Origin of the sequence: Agrobacterium tumefaciens, from assembly GCF_005221385.1 — a bacterium.
Lineage (GTDB): Bacteria > Pseudomonadota > Alphaproteobacteria > Rhizobiales > Rhizobiaceae > Agrobacterium > Agrobacterium tomkonis.
In genome coordinates, this window is record NZ_CP039903.1 from 1,514,077 (window position 1) to 1,529,366 (window position 15,290).

The 15,290-nt window shown below is 59.6% G+C and carries 17 protein-coding genes; 7 read left to right on the forward strand and 10 right to left on the reverse strand.

What is annotated here, in order from left to right; genetic code table 11:
• Positions 1-22: 22 nt before the first annotated feature.
• On the reverse strand, positions 23-1,756 hold the full coding sequence (locus CFBP6623_RS07540) for an ABC transporter ATP-binding protein (protein WP_046798311.1): 1,734 nt from the start codon (positions 1,754-1,756) through the stop codon (positions 23-25).
• Between the two features lie 231 nt (positions 1,757-1,987).
• On the opposite strand from CFBP6623_RS07540, the gene CFBP6623_RS07545 reads away from it, so the two are divergent.
• On the forward strand, positions 1,988-3,226 hold the full coding sequence (locus CFBP6623_RS07545; RefSeq protein ID WP_046798310.1) for an AI-2E family transporter: 1,239 nt from the start codon (positions 1,988-1,990) through the stop codon (positions 3,224-3,226).
• A gap of 255 nt (positions 3,227-3,481) precedes the next feature.
• Here the strand turns inward: CFBP6623_RS07545 and CFBP6623_RS07550 are convergent, their stop codons facing one another.
• Positions 3,482-3,937: a GNAT family N-acetyltransferase gene (locus CFBP6623_RS07550; RefSeq protein ID WP_046798309.1), complete on the reverse strand. Its 456-nt coding sequence runs from the start codon at positions 3,935-3,937 to the stop codon at positions 3,482-3,484.
• A 106-nt stretch (positions 3,938-4,043) separates the two neighbouring features.
• Here CFBP6623_RS07550 and CFBP6623_RS07555 point away from each other — a divergent pair, with 106 nt between their 5' ends.
• Entirely contained in the window at positions 4,044-4,469 is a 426-nt protein-coding gene (locus CFBP6623_RS07555) for a hypothetical protein (RefSeq protein ID WP_046798308.1), read from the forward strand.
• Between the two features lie 3 nt (positions 4,470-4,472).
• On the opposite strand, the gene CFBP6623_RS07560 is transcribed toward CFBP6623_RS07555, so the two are convergent.
• The 3 genes from CFBP6623_RS07560 to CFBP6623_RS07570 form a co-directional block, all read right to left on the reverse strand.
• A complete protein-coding gene (locus CFBP6623_RS07560) occupies positions 4,473-5,627 on the reverse strand; it encodes a DUF2336 domain-containing protein (protein ID WP_080842032.1) in 1,155 nt (384 codons plus the stop codon).
• A 112-nt stretch (positions 5,628-5,739) separates the two neighbouring features.
• Positions 5,740-6,351, reverse strand: a complete 612-nt coding sequence (locus CFBP6623_RS07565; protein ID WP_046798306.1) for a flavin reductase family protein — start codon at positions 6,349-6,351, stop codon at positions 5,740-5,742.
• Positions 6,351-6,932, reverse strand: a complete 582-nt coding sequence (locus CFBP6623_RS07570; protein WP_046798305.1) for a nitroreductase family protein — start codon at positions 6,930-6,932, stop codon at positions 6,351-6,353. The genes CFBP6623_RS07565 and CFBP6623_RS07570 overlap by 1 nt, the downstream gene beginning before the upstream one ends.
• A 109-nt stretch (positions 6,933-7,041) precedes the next feature.
• Between CFBP6623_RS07570 and CFBP6623_RS07575 the strand changes: the two genes are divergently transcribed.
• Complete coding sequence (locus CFBP6623_RS07575) at positions 7,042-8,034, forward strand: hypothetical protein (RefSeq protein WP_046798304.1); 993 nt, start codon at positions 7,042-7,044, stop codon at positions 8,032-8,034.
• A 194-nt stretch (positions 8,035-8,228) separates the two neighbouring features.
• On the opposite strand, the gene thrS is transcribed toward CFBP6623_RS07575, so the two are convergent.
• The 4 genes from thrS to CFBP6623_RS07595 form a co-directional block, all read right to left on the reverse strand.
• A complete protein-coding gene (thrS, locus tag CFBP6623_RS07580) occupies positions 8,229-10,232 on the reverse strand; it encodes a threonine--tRNA ligase (protein WP_046798303.1) in 2,004 nt (667 codons plus the stop codon).
• 126 nt (positions 10,233-10,358) lie between these two features.
• The gene (locus CFBP6623_RS07585; RefSeq protein ID WP_046798302.1) at positions 10,359-10,883 is read right to left on the reverse strand and encodes a DUF1697 domain-containing protein; all 525 of its coding nucleotides are present in this window, start codon (positions 10,881-10,883) and stop codon (positions 10,359-10,361) included.
• Positions 10,880-11,239, reverse strand: coding sequence for a membrane protein insertion efficiency factor YidD (yidD, locus tag CFBP6623_RS07590; protein WP_046798301.1), 360 nt, complete (start codon positions 11,237-11,239; stop codon positions 10,880-10,882). Before yidD ends, CFBP6623_RS07585 begins: the two co-directional genes overlap by 4 nt.
• Positions 11,240-11,242: 3 nt before the next feature.
• Positions 11,243-11,689, reverse strand: coding sequence for an iron-sulfur cluster assembly scaffold protein (locus CFBP6623_RS07595; protein ID WP_046798458.1), 447 nt, complete (start codon positions 11,687-11,689; stop codon positions 11,243-11,245).
• Positions 11,690-11,970: 281 nt separating this feature from the next.
• On the opposite strand from CFBP6623_RS07595, the gene folE reads away from it, so the two are divergent.
• From folE to CFBP6623_RS07615, 4 genes are all read left to right on the forward strand, one after another.
• Positions 11,971-12,597: a GTP cyclohydrolase I FolE gene (gene folE / locus CFBP6623_RS07600; RefSeq protein ID WP_046798300.1), complete on the forward strand. Its 627-nt coding sequence runs from the start codon at positions 11,971-11,973 to the stop codon at positions 12,595-12,597.
• 126 nt (positions 12,598-12,723) lie between these two features.
• Positions 12,724-13,176: a phosphoribosyl-AMP cyclohydrolase gene (gene hisI / locus CFBP6623_RS07605; protein WP_046798457.1), complete on the forward strand. Its 453-nt coding sequence runs from the start codon at positions 12,724-12,726 to the stop codon at positions 13,174-13,176.
• A 94-nt stretch (positions 13,177-13,270) separates the two neighbouring features.
• Positions 13,271-14,206 (forward strand): patatin-like phospholipase family protein, encoded by a 936-nt coding sequence (locus CFBP6623_RS07610; protein ID WP_046798299.1) that lies wholly within the window; start codon positions 13,271-13,273, stop codon positions 14,204-14,206.
• A 79-nt stretch (positions 14,207-14,285) separates the two neighbouring features.
• Positions 14,286-14,615: a hypothetical protein gene (locus CFBP6623_RS07615; protein WP_046798298.1), complete on the forward strand. Its 330-nt coding sequence runs from the start codon at positions 14,286-14,288 to the stop codon at positions 14,613-14,615.
• A 98-nt stretch (positions 14,616-14,713) separates the two neighbouring features.
• Here the strand turns inward: CFBP6623_RS07615 and CFBP6623_RS07620 are convergent, their stop codons facing one another.
• Positions 14,714-15,148 (reverse strand): CBS domain-containing protein, encoded by a 435-nt coding sequence (locus tag CFBP6623_RS07620; protein WP_046798297.1) that lies wholly within the window; start codon positions 15,146-15,148, stop codon positions 14,714-14,716.
• Positions 15,149-15,290: the final 142 nt, after the last annotated feature.

The following is a 15,290-nucleotide window of genomic DNA, read 5'->3' on the forward strand; positions in this document are numbered from 1 at the left end:
GCGCAGGACGCGCCGCTCCCAATCAGCTGAGGCCCGCAAGATGCCCGCTGAACTGCGCCTCATGCAGCCGGCTGTAATGGCCCTTGGCGGCCAGAAGTTCGGCATGGGCGCCGGTTTCGGCAATGCCGGTCTGGTCGACCACCACAATGCGCGAGGCATCACGGATCGTTGCCAGCCGGTGGGCGATGACGAGTGTCGTGCGACCTTTGGCAAGTTCCGTCAGCGATTGCTGGATGGCCCGCTCCGTTTCCGTATCGAGCGCCGAGGTCGCTTCGTCCAGAATGAGGATCGGCGGGTTCTTGAGGAACATTCGGGCAATGGCAAGACGCTGCTTCTGCCCACCGGACAATTTGACGCCGCGCTCGCCGATAACGGTGTCGAGCCCGAGCGGCATGGCCTCGATCACGCCATCCAGCCGCGCACGCCGCGCCGCATCCATGATCTCCTCGTCGGAAGCGCCAAGCCGGCCATATTCGATATTCTCGCGGATCGTGCCGCCGAAAAGGAATACATCCTGCTGCACGATGCCGATCTGGTTGCGCAGCGAGGCAAGTTTCATTTTTCTGATATCGATGCCGTCAATGGTGATCGCACCGCTGGTAACATCATAAAAACGCGGCAGCAGTGAGCAGAGCGTCGTCTTGCCCGCGCCCGAAGGACCGACAAAGGCAACCGTCTCACCGGCGCTGATCTTGAGGTCGATATTGCGCAGAACCTGCTTGCCCTCGGCATAAGCGAAACCGACATGGCGATATTCGATGCTGCCGGAAAGTGCCGGCGCCTCGATTGCGTCGGGCGCATCGACGATATCAGGCGCCGTGTCCAGAAGCTCGGTGAAACGGCGGAAACCGGCAATACCCTTCGGATAGGTCTCGATGACCGAATTGATTTTCTCGACCGGGCGGAAAAACACGCCGACCAGCAGCAGGAAACCGACAAAGCCGCCTTCCGTCAGACTGCCCGTCAGCACGAACCAGGCGCCGCAGATCATCACGATCATCTGCGTCAGCCGCATGCTCATGTAGCTCAGCGAGGTGCTGGCCGCCATGATCTTGTAAGCGTCGAGCTTGGTGCGGCGGTATTTCTGGTTGTCCTTCTCGAACAGCGCCCGCTCATGGTCTTCGTTGGCGAAGGCCTGCACCACCCGCATGCCGCCAACGTTTTCCTCGATACGGGCATTGAAATCACCGACACGGCCGTAGAGCGCGCGAAAATTCTGCGTCATGCGGCCGCCGTAACGGCTTGTCACCCAGGCGGTGACGGGCACGACGGCGGCGGTGATGAGCGCCAGCTGCACATTGACCGACATCATCAGCAGGAACGCGCCGATGAAGGTCATGATGGCGATGAACAGATCCTCGGGTCCGTGGTGGGCCACCTCGCCGATCTCTTCCAGATCCTTGGTCAGCCGCCCGACCAGATGGCCGGTCTTCTGGTTGTCGAAATAACGGAAGGAGAGCTTTTGCAGGTGATCGAAGGCCAGACGCCGCATGTCGGTCTCGATATTGATGCCGAGCATGTGTCCCCAATAGGTGACCGTCGCCATCAGCCCCGTATTCAGCACGTAGATGACCAGCAGACCGACAGACGCAGCAAGGATAATCGCCCATTCGCCGCCCGGCAAAAGCACATCGACAAAGGCCTTCACCGCCATCGGAAAACCGAGTTCAAGCACGCCCGACAAGACCGCGCAGGAAAAGTCGAGGATGAAGAGACCGCGATAGGGACGATAATAGGCGAAGAAACGGCGAAGCATGGCATGACCTGGAGAGCGGGCGCGGCAAAACTCGTACCGCAGAAAACGGGAGTTCAATTGTCATATTTCAATGCGTGCGCCAAGACCGATGTTCTATTTTTACCAAAATCGTTCAATAGCTTCGGCAATAAACACACAACGGTAATGTGATCGGGTTATATTGCACTTATATGTATCGGTGTGACAGAGTGAATGCACCCCTTTGGGGGAGAATGCGAGAAAGAGCCTGCCGTGAGTAACAATGACAGTCGTAAGCAGAGTGGCGAACCGAGATGGCTTGGCCCCGCCAGTCCGACGCGGATCGCCCTGATCCCGCCCATCTCGGCTGCGCGCTGGCTGCTCGTTCTCGTTGCCCTTGCGGGCACCTATTTCTTCCACGGCTTTCTGGTTCCGGTTCTTGCCGCCCTCGTCATCGGTTTTGCCAGCTGGCCGGTCTATACGCGGCTTCTGCGACAGGTGGGCGGCAACACCACACTCGGCGCATCCATCGCCATCGTCCTCATCCTTACCTTTCTCGTGGTGCCGATCTTTATCGCCGCCTCCTATACGGCAAGCGAAATCCGCGAATGGTTCGGCTGGGCGGTGCACGTCAACAAGGCGGGCGCACCCGTGCCGGACTGGATCGCCGCGCTGCCCGGCGTCGGCCCGTGGCTCGGCGAACAATGGGTGAAGTATATCGGCACGCCGGGCGCCATCGGTGAAGTCATACAGCTCGTCAGCGGCGCCAATATCGGCAATATCTATAGGGCGATCCTGGCCGCCGGCAACGGCGCTTTCCACCTTGTCCTCACCCTGCTGTTCATGCTGATCGCGCTGTTCTTCGTGTATCGCAACGGCGCCGGCTTCTCCCGCCAGGTCGATCTCGTGGGTGAGCGCATCCTGCCGACGCGCTGGGAGCGCATCTCCCGCGTCGTGCCCGCCACCATCAGCTCCACCGTCACAGGCATGACGCTGATCGCCATCGGCGAAGGCATCATCCTCGGCATCGCCTACTGGATTGCCGGCGTGCCCTCGCCCGTCACGCTCGGCGTGCTCACCGGCGTCATGGCGCTCATTCCGGGCGGCGCGCCGCTCTCATTTACGCTGGTGTCGATCTATCTGGTCGCCAGCGGCTCCCCGGCTTACGGTCTGGCGCTGTTCGTCTGGGGTTCGGTCGAGCTTTTCATCGTCGACAAGACCATCCGCCCGAAGCTCGTCGGCGGGCCTATAAAACTGCCTTTCCTGCCGACCTTTTTCGGCCTCGTCGGCGGCGTCAAGACCATGGGTTTCCTCGGTCTGTTCATCGGCCCAGTGCTGATGGCGCTGCTGGTGGCAATCTGGCGCGAATGGGTGCGTGAAGTGGAAATCTCCGCCGCCGTAAGCGCCGAGACCCCGCCCTCGCCGCCCACCCAGGACGACCCGGTCGCGGATGCCATCTCGCGTGAAGACGAAAGCGATGAAACGACGGCGTTTCGAAAAGCGGCATTTTGATTGCTGAAGCCTGCGGCGAAGGGCGATTGCCTGAAACGCCGGATGGCAGACCAAGATCGTTTACCTCTCATCCGTCATGCCGGACCTGATCCGGCATCCAGTCACGGCGCGTCTGCGCCGTGAAAAGAATCTATCGCGATCAAGGACTTGATCGCGATAGACCCCGGATCTACTCCGGGGTAACGTGGGTGAATGCTATGGCAACGTCTTAAACGTCCCCATCGCCAGTCCATCCGGAAAATCCATGCCTTCGCCCTAGAGCGCCTTTTCCATGAACAGGCTGAGCGGATCCGGCCTGTAAGGCGCAAAGGCCTCGATTTCCACAAACCCCGCCTTGCGGTATAGACCGATCGCTTCCGGCTGGCTGATACCGGTTTCGAGCCGGATGACGGTAAGGCCAAGTTCGACGCCACGCGCAACAAGCGTATCCATGATTAACTTGCCGATCCTCAGTCCCCGCGCGTCAGGGTCAACGAACATGCGCTTGACTTCCGCCGTGCCGTCACCCGCTTCCACCAGCGCCCCGCATCCGACAACACGCCCCTCATGGCGCGCCACAAAAAACGAGGCATTATCCTTTTCCAGCTGACCAATATCGACCAGATGATTGCTCTCGGCGGGATAAAGTGACGCCATATAGGCATTGGAAAGATCGATGAGGCGCAGAACCGCTTCCTGCCGGGGTGTTTCAAGCTTGATTTCGATGGCCAATGGAATGCCTGCTTTCTCTCAAAAAATGCGTATTTCGTCGTAATGTCACTGCAATCCGGATAGATGAGTTTCTAGAGCATTATTCCCGACAGAGGCAACACACCCCATGAAAACAGCCCTCGTTCTCATGACCTTCCTTGGTTGCGACGACAGCGCCACCGACTGCCATTACCTTGCCACCTCGCAGCAGCGCTGGACAAGCATCGAGCTTTGCGACGCCGTGTCGGAAAAGGAGCTGGAGCGCTACGCCAACGCCTCCTATCCGGTCGTGGTGGCTGTTTGCCAGACACCTGGCGAACAGACGCCGCAGACGGCCGGCACACAGCCCCCTGCCGCAACGGCACCGGCTGATACGGCGCCGCAGGCAAGCGCAGAGGTGACGCAGAAAGAGGAAGAAAGCCTGACAAAACAGGCAATCAGCCGCGTCAGCCGCATCCTGCCATCTACCGAAGGCATAAAGCATCTGCTGGGCACGCCGGTCAGAGTGGTCGAAAACAGCTATTCGTGGATTGCCAAACGCCTAGAGAAATAAAACTCAGGCAGCCTCAACCGTCAGTGCCTCGGCATAATACCGGGCCTTCTGCCGTTCTTCCGCAATCGCCAGCTTGCGCACGGCATGCAGCAGTTCGAACAACGTTTCGGAACCGTTGACGTTGCGGAAATGCGCGAGCAACTCGGCAGAGACGGAAGCAGCCGCCTCTGAAAGCTGCGAGCGGGCGGCACGCCGCCACATCAGCGTCGCCTCGATGAAGACGTCGACAACGTCGCCGAAAAGACCGATCGACTGGAACAGGGCCTTCAACGCATGCGGCCGCCCGGTTGCCAGAATGGCGCGCACCTTGCGGTCTTCGAGACCGGAGAGATTGACCATGGCCGCGGTAAAGAATTCCAGACGCCCCGAGCAGACGGCGTGGATGAGCAGCGCCGGTGTCAGTTCCAGCCGCTGGCGCAGATGCTCCACCAGCGCCGGCAATTCGGGCGACGAAACGGCTGCCGCGATGAGGATGGTGGCAGAATCCTCCGCTTCGCGGAAAATACTGTCGGCGCGGTTGCGTGCGATGAGCGCATGAACCAGCGCCGAACCGGCCAGAGCTTCGCTGACACGCGCCATCAACAGGTGCCGCGCATCAGCCGGCAGCGCCTCACGGCAAAGCAAGAGATCGCGAATGTCGGCGTCCGAGCCATGGCGCTCGGCAATGCGCCGCAGCGAGAACGGCGTGATGAAGGCGTCGACATTTTCGAGAAGAATGATGGTTTCCGAGAGATCGCCGACTTCGGCAAGCGCCGCGCAGGCCCCGCGCGGCAGACCTGGCCTTGCGGCGATGAGGGCACGCGTCAGGCTCTCGCCGCGCCCGGCAAGGTCAACCAGATCGGCTTCGGTAAGGACCGGCGAACGGGCAATCACCGTACAGGCGATTTCCGGCTGGTCTTCGGCAAGTGAAACGAGAATGGCACGCGGCGCATCAGTGGCATCCGCCAGCGCCTCGGCAAGCGCCAGCCGCACACGCGGCGACGGGTCGTCGAGCAGATAGGTCATTGCCATATAGGCGGCATCGCGGTTTTCCCGCGCCATGTCGGAATGCAGATAGGCACGGCCGAGAGCATTGGCGGCCTTCGCCCGCTCGGTCGATCCAGCCTTTTCAGACCAGCGAAGAAATGCCTGTACGATCACCTGAGCCTCGAAACACATTCGCAACAATGGATGACGGCATCATCGCCGCCACCATGTATAAAACTCTAGGCGCAAATAGTTTACGTTTGGTTCACCATAAAATTTAACCCTTGCCGGCGAAGGAATATATTTACGGCGCAGTAGAGGGACGCTGCAGCTGGAATACATCGCTGCCGCCATCGCAGTAATCCATATAACCCATGCGCGCCACGGGACGCGCAAGCCCCATATCGATGCGGCCATCGCGAATGATCGCATCATCAATATGGATAGCCATGACCTGACCGATCACCATCCACGACTCCGATGGCTTTCCGTCGATATCGTTCAGCTGCTGGACCTGGGTCACGCGGCATTCAAGCACCGCCAGCGCCTCGCCCACAAAGGGCGCATCCACCACCCGGCCATCAACGGCAGTCAGGCCGGCAAGGGCGAATTCATCGACATCGTAAGCAACCGGCGCGGAAGAGGCATTCATCCGGTCGATCAAATGGCGGCTGACGAGGTTGGCGGTGAAAACACCGGTCTCCTCGACATTGCGCAGGCTGTCCTTCCTGCCGCTGGAGGAAAACATGACAAGCTTCGGCCGGTCGGAAATCGCGTTGAAGAAGGAATAGGGCGAGAGGTTCAGCGAACCGTCCCTGCCCTTCGAGCCGATCCAGCCGATTGGCCGCGGTGCAACGATGGCCTTGAACGGATCATGCGGCAGGCCATGCCGGTTGGTGTCCGTGGTGTAGAACATCAGACGTCCCCAACCCAGGTGACGACATCGGCAAGCTCCGGCCGAGGCCGTTCCACCGGCGGGAATGTGGTCGAGCCGATATGGATATACCCCGCCACCTTTTCTTCCGCGCTGACGCCGATTTCCGCCAGGAAGGCCGTGTCGAAGGCAAGCCATTCCGTCAGCCAGTTCGCCGCAAAACCGTTGGCATTGGCGGCGAAGATGACATTGAGGCATACCGCGCCAGCCGACATCACCTGTTCCCATTCCGGGATCTTGAAATGCGGCTTGGCGGTGCTGATGACGGCGATGACGACAGGCGCGCGGGTAAAGCGGGTGCGCTCGGCATCCTGCTGCTGCAGGTCCAGTTCCGGGTTTTTCTCAAGCGCGATCCGGAGCGCTGTCTCACCGAGACGCACACGATCTTCACCGCGATAAACCACGAAACGCCAGGGGGCGAGTTTGCCATGGTCAGGCACGCGCACGGCAAGGCGGAGGATTTCCTCGATTTGCCCCTTCGAAGGCCCCGGCTCGGCAAGCTGCAAAGCGGGCGTGGAGCGGCGAACCTTGAGGTAGTCGAGGAGCTTGATATCGCTAGTCATGATCAAAAATCTTCCATTCTACTGTCATCGCGAAACTAGGGCCTTGAAATAGCCATGGCATTGGTTTTGAAGTGATCCGGGAAAATCAAGAAGTCAATCGGTATCGAAAATGTCGGCAATCAAATTCGCGGCGAAATTCGCGACACGTCTGGCCATTGCATGCGCCACGCTCGGCGTTTTATCACAAGCCGCTTTTTCGCAGGACGCCTTTAAAGACTTCAAGCAGCTGGGCGGCACGCCGAAAATGCCGAAGCTCAATGCTTTCACTGCACCGACAGCACCCAATGCCCCGGAAAGCACCGCCCGCGATATCGCCATGGAAGCCAAGCTGACGAGCGGGGGCGAAGCGGTGAAGGAAGGTCTGTCCTGGCGCGTCTTCAGCCCCATTCCGGGGGCCGATGGCAAATTGCCGATGCTGGCAAGCTCGGAGGGCGGCTCGGCGGAATTCCATCTGGTGCCCGGCGAATATTTCGTCAACGTCGCCTTCGGCCGCGCCGGCGTCACCAAGAAACTCAATGTCCCGACATCAGGCAACGTCCAGAAGCAGGTACTGATTCTCGATGCCGGCGGTTTCGTGCTGAATGCGGTTGCGGGGTCCGACAAGCAGATCTCCGGCAACCAGCTGAAATTCTCCGTCTACTCCTCCGATGCCCGCCCGGACGGTGAGCGCGGTCTCGTGATGGCCGACATCAAGCCCAATACCGTCGTTCGCCTCAATGCCGGCACCTATCACGTGGTTTCCGAATATGGCAACGTCAATGCGGTGGTACGCGCCGATATCCAGGTGGAAGCCGGCAAGCTCACCGAAGCGACCCTGCAGCACCAGGCAGCGCAGATTACCCTCAAGCTCGTCTCTGAAGAAGGCGGCGAGGCGATTGCCGACACGGCCTGGTCGGTGCTGAACGGCGGCGGCGACGTAGTGAATGAAAGCGTCAGCGCCTTTTCGACCATGGTGCTGGCGGAAGGCGAATACACCGCCATCGCCCGCAACAAGGACAAGGTATTCCAGCGCAACTTCAAGGTCACGTCCGGTCGGGATTCCGATGTGGAAGTGCTGATGAAGGATCAGGCGCCGGAAGACATGACCGGGGATTTTGAGTAGGTTTCGCTGCCTGTGCAGAGGCCGAGAGCCTTAAAGTCCCATCACACTCCGCGTCATCCTCGGGCTTGACCCGAGGATCCACAGTTCGGCGTGTGAGAATGGATCCTCGGGTCAAGCCCGAGGATGACGTGCAGAGAGCTTTTAGCGCCCCTCACCCACAAACAAACGGCCCCCGAAGGGGCCGTCGTCATTTATCAGGCAACCTGCTTCTTCGCCGCAAGCTTGCGCTTCACATCCGGCGGCGTTGCCTCATCCACGAGGCTGGTAATCGCGTCTTCCAGCGACATCGGCGTCTGGTTCTGCGAACCGAGGCGGCGGATGTTGACGGTGCGCTCTTCCGCTTCCTTGCGGCCGCAGACGATGATGACCGGAACCTTGGTCACCGAATGTTCGCGGACCTTGTAGTTGATCTTCTCGTTGCGGAAATCGGTCTCCACCACCATGCCCGCCTCGCGCAGCGCTTCGGCCACTTCGCGGCCGTAATCGTCGGCATCCGAGGTGATGGTAGCGACAACCACCTGAAGCGGCGCGAACCACAGCGGCATATGGCCGGCGAAGTTCTCGATGAGAATACCGAGGAAGCGTTCCATCGAACCGCAGATGGCGCGATGGATCATCACCGGCTGCGTCTTTTCGGAATTCTGGTCGATATAGAAGGCGCCGAAGCGTTCCGGCAGGTTGAAGTCCACCTGCGTCGTGCCGCACTGCCATTCGCGGCCTATGGCGTCCTTCAGCGTATATTCGAACTTCGGCCCGTAGAACGCGCCCTCGCCCGGCAGGATGCCGGTCTTGATGCGGCCGCCAGACTGCTCCTCGATGGTCTTCAGAACATCCATCATCACGCTTTCGGCGCGATCCCAGAGATCGTCGGAACCGACACGCTTTTCAGGGCGCGTGGAGAGCTTGACGACGACTTCGCTGAAGCCGAAATCCTCGTAAACCGAGAGGATCAGATCATTGATGCGCAGGCATTCCGCCGCCATCTGCTCTTCCGTGCAGAAGACATGCGCATCGTCCTGCGTGAAGCCACGCACGCGCATCAGGCCATGCAGCGCGCCCGATGCTTCGTAGCGATGGACATTGCCGAATTCCGCAAGGCGGACAGGCATTTCGCGGTAAGACTTCAAGCCATGCTTGAAGATCTGCACGTGACCCGGGCAGTTCATCGGCTTCAAGGCGAAGACGCGCTGATCGGCTTCCTCGTCATCGGGATGGGTAAAGGCATGGGCGGATTTCACCGCAAACATGTTTTCCTGATACCAGCCCCAGTGACCGGAGGTCTCCCACAGCGACTTGTCCAGCACCTGCGGCGCGTTGACTTCCTGATAGGTATTGGCGAGCCGGCGGCGCATATAGGCCGTCAGCGTCTGGAACATGCGCCAGCCCTTGCCGTGCCAGAAAACGACGCCAGGGCCTTCTTCCTGAAAATGGAACAGGTCCATTTCGCGGCCGAGGCGGCGGTGGTCGCGCTTTTCAGCTTCGGCGAGAATGTGGAGATAATTGTCCAGCTCTTCCTGCGTCGCCCAGGCGGTGCCATAGATGCGCGACAGCATTGCATTGTTGCTGTCACCGCGCCAATAGGCGCCGGCCACCTTCATCAGCTTGAAGGCCGTACCGATCTGCCCCGTGGAGACCATATGCGGGCCACGGCAAAGATCGAACCAGTCACCCTGATAATAGATCTTCAGGTCCTGGCCTTCCGGAATGGCATCAACCAGCTCGACCTTGTAGTTCTCGCCTTTGGCGGCAAAAACTTCCTTGGCCTTTTCGCGCGACCAGATTTCTCGGGTAAACGACTTGTTGCGCTGGATGATTTCCTTCATCCGCTTTTCGATCTTCGGCAGATCTTCCGGCGTGAAAGGTTCGTTCTTGGCGAAGTCGTAATAAAAGCCGTTTTCGATCACCGGACCGATCGTCACCTGCGTGCCGGGCCAAAGCTCCTGCACGGCTTCCGCCATCACGTGCGCGGCATCGTGGCGAATGAGCTCCAGCGCACGGCCGTCTTCACGCGTGACGATCTCGATTTTGCCATCGGTGATGGTCTCGGACAAATCGCGCACGGTGCCATCAAGCGCAATGGCGACAGCCTTCTTGGCAAGCGATTTGGAAATGGATTCGGCGACCTCGCGACCGGTCGTACCGGCGGGGTAGCTGCGCACGGATCCATCGGGAAATGTAAGGGAAATGGCTTCAGACATCGTCTAGCGCTCCTGTCCAGTCCCGCCAACGAATGCGGGTGGTGTTGGAATAATGATTTGCCCGCGATAAGCGAACAGGCAGGCTGATAAAGGCTTTTGCCATTCCAGTCAAAGGTGAAGGGCATTTCAGCCGAGCATTTTCGCCAGCCCGTTGACGGTATTGGCATTGCGGGTCGTGCCTATGCCGAGCCTCTTCGTGGTCAGGACTGACAGCAACCGGCTCTCGCTTGGCTTGCCTTGAAAGTCGATCCAAAGATCGCCGCCGACGACGGCAATCTTTTCCTGCTGGCGATATTTCTCCAGTAATCCAAGAACGTCCTCACCAAGCGGCTCCCGCATCACCCGAATGCAGACGTCAGGAGAATTGCCATGCGGAAACGGATTGTTCGACGCCAGTCGCAGCCAGTCGCCGCCCGCCCGAACGAGTATATCGACATGTTTGCCGAACCGCGCCTCAAAAGCGCGCTCAAGCCTGCCTTCGATCTCGCAAGCGGCAACTGCCCCGCCACGAAAGACCAGATTTCCTGTTGCCACCAGCGTTCTGCAGTCCTGAAATCCCAATTCCTCGGCCATCGCCCGCAGATCGGCCATCACAAGCCGCTTGCCGGCGCCAAGAACGATGCTGTGCAGCAGCGCCACATACTCGCTCATTTGCGCAGGCTCCAGTAACGCCAGGGTGCCCACCAGCGTCGCTTTTCACCGAGAGTTTCCGGCACCGGGTCCAGCCCGCTGGTGCCGCCCGGACCGCAGCGCGCAACGCGAAACAGCGTCATCCACCCGCCTGCCCAAAGCCCGTGGCGGGCGATGGCTTCATAGCCGTATTCGGAACAGGTGGGGATATGGCGGCAGGAATTGCCGATGAAACCGGAGAATGTGAGCTGATAAAACCTGATGAGACCGACGCCTAAAAGCCGTCCCGGCGTTTTGGCAAAGCTGCCTGTCCAGTTGCGGGATCGGCCCGCTTTCGCCGCCGTCTGCTGGTGCCGGCAGCCCGGTTCGCCGCACATGGTCTAACCCGCAGCATTCAGGACCGGCCGGCCTTCGATCTGGTCAAGCGCATCGACCACCGCTTCGAAAGTCAGCATGGTGGAGGCGTGACGTGCCTTGAAGTCCCGGACGGGGGAAAGCACCCGCATATCCTCAAAGCGGCCCGTGGGCCCCTCGCCGCCCTGTTTCAGCATGGCCAGCATATCTTCCCGCGCCTGGCGGATTTCACCGCTGGAAGCGCCGATGACATGATGGGCCATGATGGAGGCCGACGCCTGACCGAGCGCACAGGCACGAACCTCATGCGAAAATCCGGTCACGACACCGTCTTTTACCTTCAGATAGACCTTGAGTTTCGAACCGCATAGCCGCGAGTGTTTTTCGGCGCTGGCATCGGCATCCTCAAGAACACCGATCAGCGGAATATTCCCGGCAAAGTCCAGAATGCGGTTATTATAGATGTCATCCATCGTCAGGTGTCCGGCGCGCTCAAAATGCCCAAAACGGGACAGGTCATATTTTTCAAACACAGCGTTTGTCGCAGTGAAGCTTTCCTGCCCTTCATTCTCATTATATGCTAACGAGCTTTCTGGACATCAAGCCATGATGAAATTAACGGCTTCGATACCGAATTATTAGCAGCGGCCTTGCCAAAATGCTGTAAAACAACCAGATAGCAGCAACTGCGAACACAAGTTCGCGATGAAAAACGAGTTCAGGTGCGGCCTTTACCCGCATCGGGAGAGACGAAATGGATGCGATCGTGAAGAATTTCCCCGGCGCTGGCACAAAACCCGACGTGGCCGAGGCTCGCCCAAGCCAGGCGGAAGCTGAAGAAGCAGTACGCGTTCTTCTGCGCTGGGCGGGAGAAAATCCTGCCCGTGAAGGACTTCTGGATACGCCGAAGCGCGTCGCCAAGGCCTATCGCGAACTCTTCGCCGGTTATGAGCTGAACGTTCAGGACGTGCTCGGCACGACCTTCGAGGAAGTCGGCGGTTATGACGATGTGGTGCTGGTGCGCGACATCCCGTTCTTCTCCCATTGCGAACACCATATGGTGCCGATCGTCGGCAAGGCGCATGTCGCCTATCTTCCCGCTGGCCGCGTGCTTGGCCTGTCGAAGATTGCCCGCGTTGTCGAAATCTTCGGCCGCCGCCTGCAGACGCAGGAAAACATGACCGCGCAGATCGCCAGATCCATCGAGGAAACGCTGAAGCCGCGCGGCGTGGCCGTCATGATCGACGCCGAACATATGTGCATGTCCATGCGCGGCGTTAACAAGCAGGGGTCGACAACGCTGACCACCAGCTTCACGGGTACGTTCAAGAACGACCCGGCCGAGCAGGTCCGCTTCATGACCATGGTGCGGAACCGCTAATCATCGGACCGAATCGCCAGCGCGGTTTTCGGAAAATCCGGTGATCAGATAAGACTTGGAGTGGCGGAACCGATTCCGTTCTTTCGCCGCTCTGATCGTTCCGCCAGTTCAGTTTCCGGGGTTACCATGTCCATTCCCTTTCCATCCGCGTCTGCGGATAAGGAAGTGCTCGAAAACGCAGGCCTTTTTTCGCCGAGATTCGATGCCCACGGCCTCGTCACCGCCGTGGTCACCGACGCTCGCGATGGTGAATTGCTGATGGTCGCCCATATGAATGCCGAGGCCCTGTCGTTGACGCTGGAAACGGGCATCGCCCACTATTACAGCCGCTCACGCAACAAGATCTGGAAGAAGGGCGAAACATCAGGCAACCTGCAGACGGTGAAGGAATTCCGCACCGATTGCGATCAGGATGCGGTGTGGCTGAAAGTCTCCGTCGCTGGCCACGATGCGACCTGCCATACTGGCCGCCGCTCCTGTTTTTATCGCACCGTGGAAATGTCTGATGGCAACGCCGTGACCAAAATCACCGACGATACCCGCCATTTCGATCCGGCAACCACCTATTCCGGCACATAAACGGCCGGCTTCCATCGGCCGCACCAATTTGCTACCAATATAGCAGGTTCCGGGGATAGGACGGAGCCTCACGGAACTGGCAGGGAGTGCGATCATGTTGGGATGGGGAAATCGTCGCAATCAGCTCGCGGCTGGAAACCCCGAAGACATGGAGCCGCCCATCGTCACCGAGCGCGTCGATACGCGCCGCATCGCTCTGGCGCTTGGCGGCGGCGCCGCGCGCGGCTGGGCCCATATCGGCGTCCTGCGGGCGCTGGACGAGGCAGGCGTGAAGATCGGCATGATTGCCGGCACCTCGATCGGCGCTCTTGTGGGCGGTTGTTATCTCGCCGGCAAGCTCGACGAGCTGGAAGAATTTGCCCGTTCTCTGACGATGCGCCGCATTGCGGGCCTGCTCGATCTGACGATCGGCGGCGGCGGCCTGTTTGGCGGCATGCGGCTGACCAAGCGTATGCAGGAGCATCTGGAAGGCCTGCGCGTCGAAAACCTGGACCATCCCTTCATCGCCGTCGCCACCGAACTGCGCACCGGCCATGAGGTCTGGATCCATCAGGGTGACCTTGTCACGGCGCTTCGCTCGTCTTATGCGCTGCCGGGAATTTTCGAACCGGTACAATGCAACGGCCGCACTTTGATCGACGGCGCGCTGGTCAACCCCGTGCCGGTTTCGGTTTGCCGGGCCTATGAGCAGGCGCTGGTGGTTGCCGTCAATCTCAATTACGATCTCTTTGGCCGTTCCGCCGTGGTCAAGCATGCAGCCTCGCCACATGCAGGTTCCGCTCCGCCCATGGAGAGCGCGCCGCGTCCCGGCCTGCCAGGCGTCATGGTGCAGGCGTTCAACATCATTCAGGACCGGATTTCACGCTCGCGCCTCGCCGGCGATCCGCCCGACCTCATGCTGCATCCGCGCATCAACGATATCGGCCTGTCGGAATTCCATCGCGCCAGCGAAGCCATCGACAGGGGATACCAGGAAACACGTGCCCGTATTCCCGAGCTGGAGCGCATGCAGCAGGCGTTCCGGCGTTAGCGCCGGCCACAGCTGAAACGTCTCCAGGTTCATAAATCATGCGAAACGGACGGATGAAACGCCGAGCTGTCGTGAGCCCATGTATTGGTATATCTCAATCCTGCCTCCAGCCGCGCAAAGCACACTATGCGACACGGCTCTGCTGATCGGATTTCTGGAAGGGCAGCCTCAACTCAGACGCAGAAACGCCGTCAGTTTTGGATCGGCAGATGGTCAGCCGTGGATCGACATCACCATTGTGAAAGGAACAGCCGAGAGCAACTGGTCCAGCAATGGCACATTCATTTCGCAGTTCAATCGGGTTGAAATTGTCTGCACCGATGATGAGCGGCAAGAGTTCTACGTGGAAATATCCACTAAAATAGCCGACTTCCTTCAATGGCGGCTTGTGACGCAAGACGACGCATGAGTTCCGGCTAGAGCATTTCCGCTTTTCTGCGAAACGCGAAAACGCTCTACCTTTTTGTGTTTGCGCATTTCCCGGCCGCCTCCAACCGGGACGCAAGGTCATCCTGCAATATAGGCCTTGATATGCTCCGCCTCGGCCTCGATCTCGCCGATCCGCGCCTTCACCACGTCACCGATGGAAATGATACCGGCGAGACGCCCGTTCTCTTCCACCGGAACGTGGCGGAACCGCCCGCCGGTCATGATTTCCATCAGTTGGTCGGTGGTGGAATTACCATGACAGCGGATGACGTTTTTGGTCATGGCCACCGAAACGGATTGCAGCAGGGAAGCGGCGCCCTGGCCCGCCACGGCTTTCACCAGATCGCGTTCCGTGAAAATGCCGAGAACCACACCGTCGGCATCCGTCACGACGACCGAACCGATCTTGTGCGTATGCAGCGTTGCCGCTGCTTCGCCGATGCTGACCTCTGGACCCACAGTCACGACGTCCCGGCCCTTGCGGTCGAGAAGATCCTTTACGAATGTTGCCATGCCTTCCTCCTCTTTTCAGCGATTACAGCACGCCGCAGTCTCCCCCGGCGGTTGCAAATCATGAACCATGGTGCGCTGAGGCCCGTGTGAATGCAATCCCGGATGGGACGCACCCAAGCAAATTTGCGCCATGGCCGACAAG

Bases quoted from the DNA above. Each gene is read 5' to 3' on its own strand.
- folE (WP_046798300.1), top strand. From the start codon at position 11,971: ATGGATGCGATCGTGAAGAATTTCCCCGGCGCTGGCACAAAACCCGAC.
- CFBP6623_RS07570 (WP_046798305.1), bottom strand. From the start codon at position 6,932: ATGACTAGCGATATCAAGCTCCTCGACTACCTCAAGGTTCGCCGCTCC.
- CFBP6623_RS07555 (WP_046798308.1), top strand. From the start codon at position 4,044: ATGAAAACAGCCCTCGTTCTCATGACCTTCCTTGGTTGCGACGACAGC.
- thrS (WP_046798303.1), bottom strand. From the start codon at position 10,232: ATGTCTGAAGCCATTTCCCTTACATTTCCCGATGGATCCGTGCGCAGC.
- CFBP6623_RS07540 (WP_046798311.1), bottom strand. From the start codon at position 1,756: ATGCTTCGCCGTTTCTTCGCCTATTATCGTCCCTATCGCGGTCTCTTC.
- CFBP6623_RS07575 (WP_046798304.1), top strand. From the start codon at position 7,042: ATGTCGGCAATCAAATTCGCGGCGAAATTCGCGACACGTCTGGCCATT.
- CFBP6623_RS07610 (WP_046798299.1), top strand. From the start codon at position 13,271: ATGTTGGGATGGGGAAATCGTCGCAATCAGCTCGCGGCTGGAAACCCC.
- CFBP6623_RS07620 (WP_046798297.1), bottom strand. From the start codon at position 15,148: ATGGCAACATTCGTAAAGGATCTTCTCGACCGCAAGGGCCGGGACGTC.
- hisI (WP_046798457.1), top strand. From the start codon at position 12,724: ATGTCCATTCCCTTTCCATCCGCGTCTGCGGATAAGGAAGTGCTCGAA.
- CFBP6623_RS07585 (WP_046798302.1), bottom strand. From the start codon at position 10,883: ATGAGCGAGTATGTGGCGCTGCTGCACAGCATCGTTCTTGGCGCCGGC.
- CFBP6623_RS07615 (WP_046798298.1), top strand. From the start codon at position 14,286: ATGTATTGGTATATCTCAATCCTGCCTCCAGCCGCGCAAAGCACACTA.
- CFBP6623_RS07560 (WP_080842032.1), bottom strand. From the start codon at position 5,627: ATGTGTTTCGAGGCTCAGGTGATCGTACAGGCATTTCTTCGCTGGTCT.
- CFBP6623_RS07595 (WP_046798458.1), bottom strand. From the start codon at position 11,689: ATGGATGACATCTATAATAACCGCATTCTGGACTTTGCCGGGAATATT.
- yidD (WP_046798301.1), bottom strand. From the start codon at position 11,239: ATGTGCGGCGAACCGGGCTGCCGGCACCAGCAGACGGCGGCGAAAGCG.
- CFBP6623_RS07565 (WP_046798306.1), bottom strand. From the start codon at position 6,351: ATGTTCTACACCACGGACACCAACCGGCATGGCCTGCCGCATGATCCG.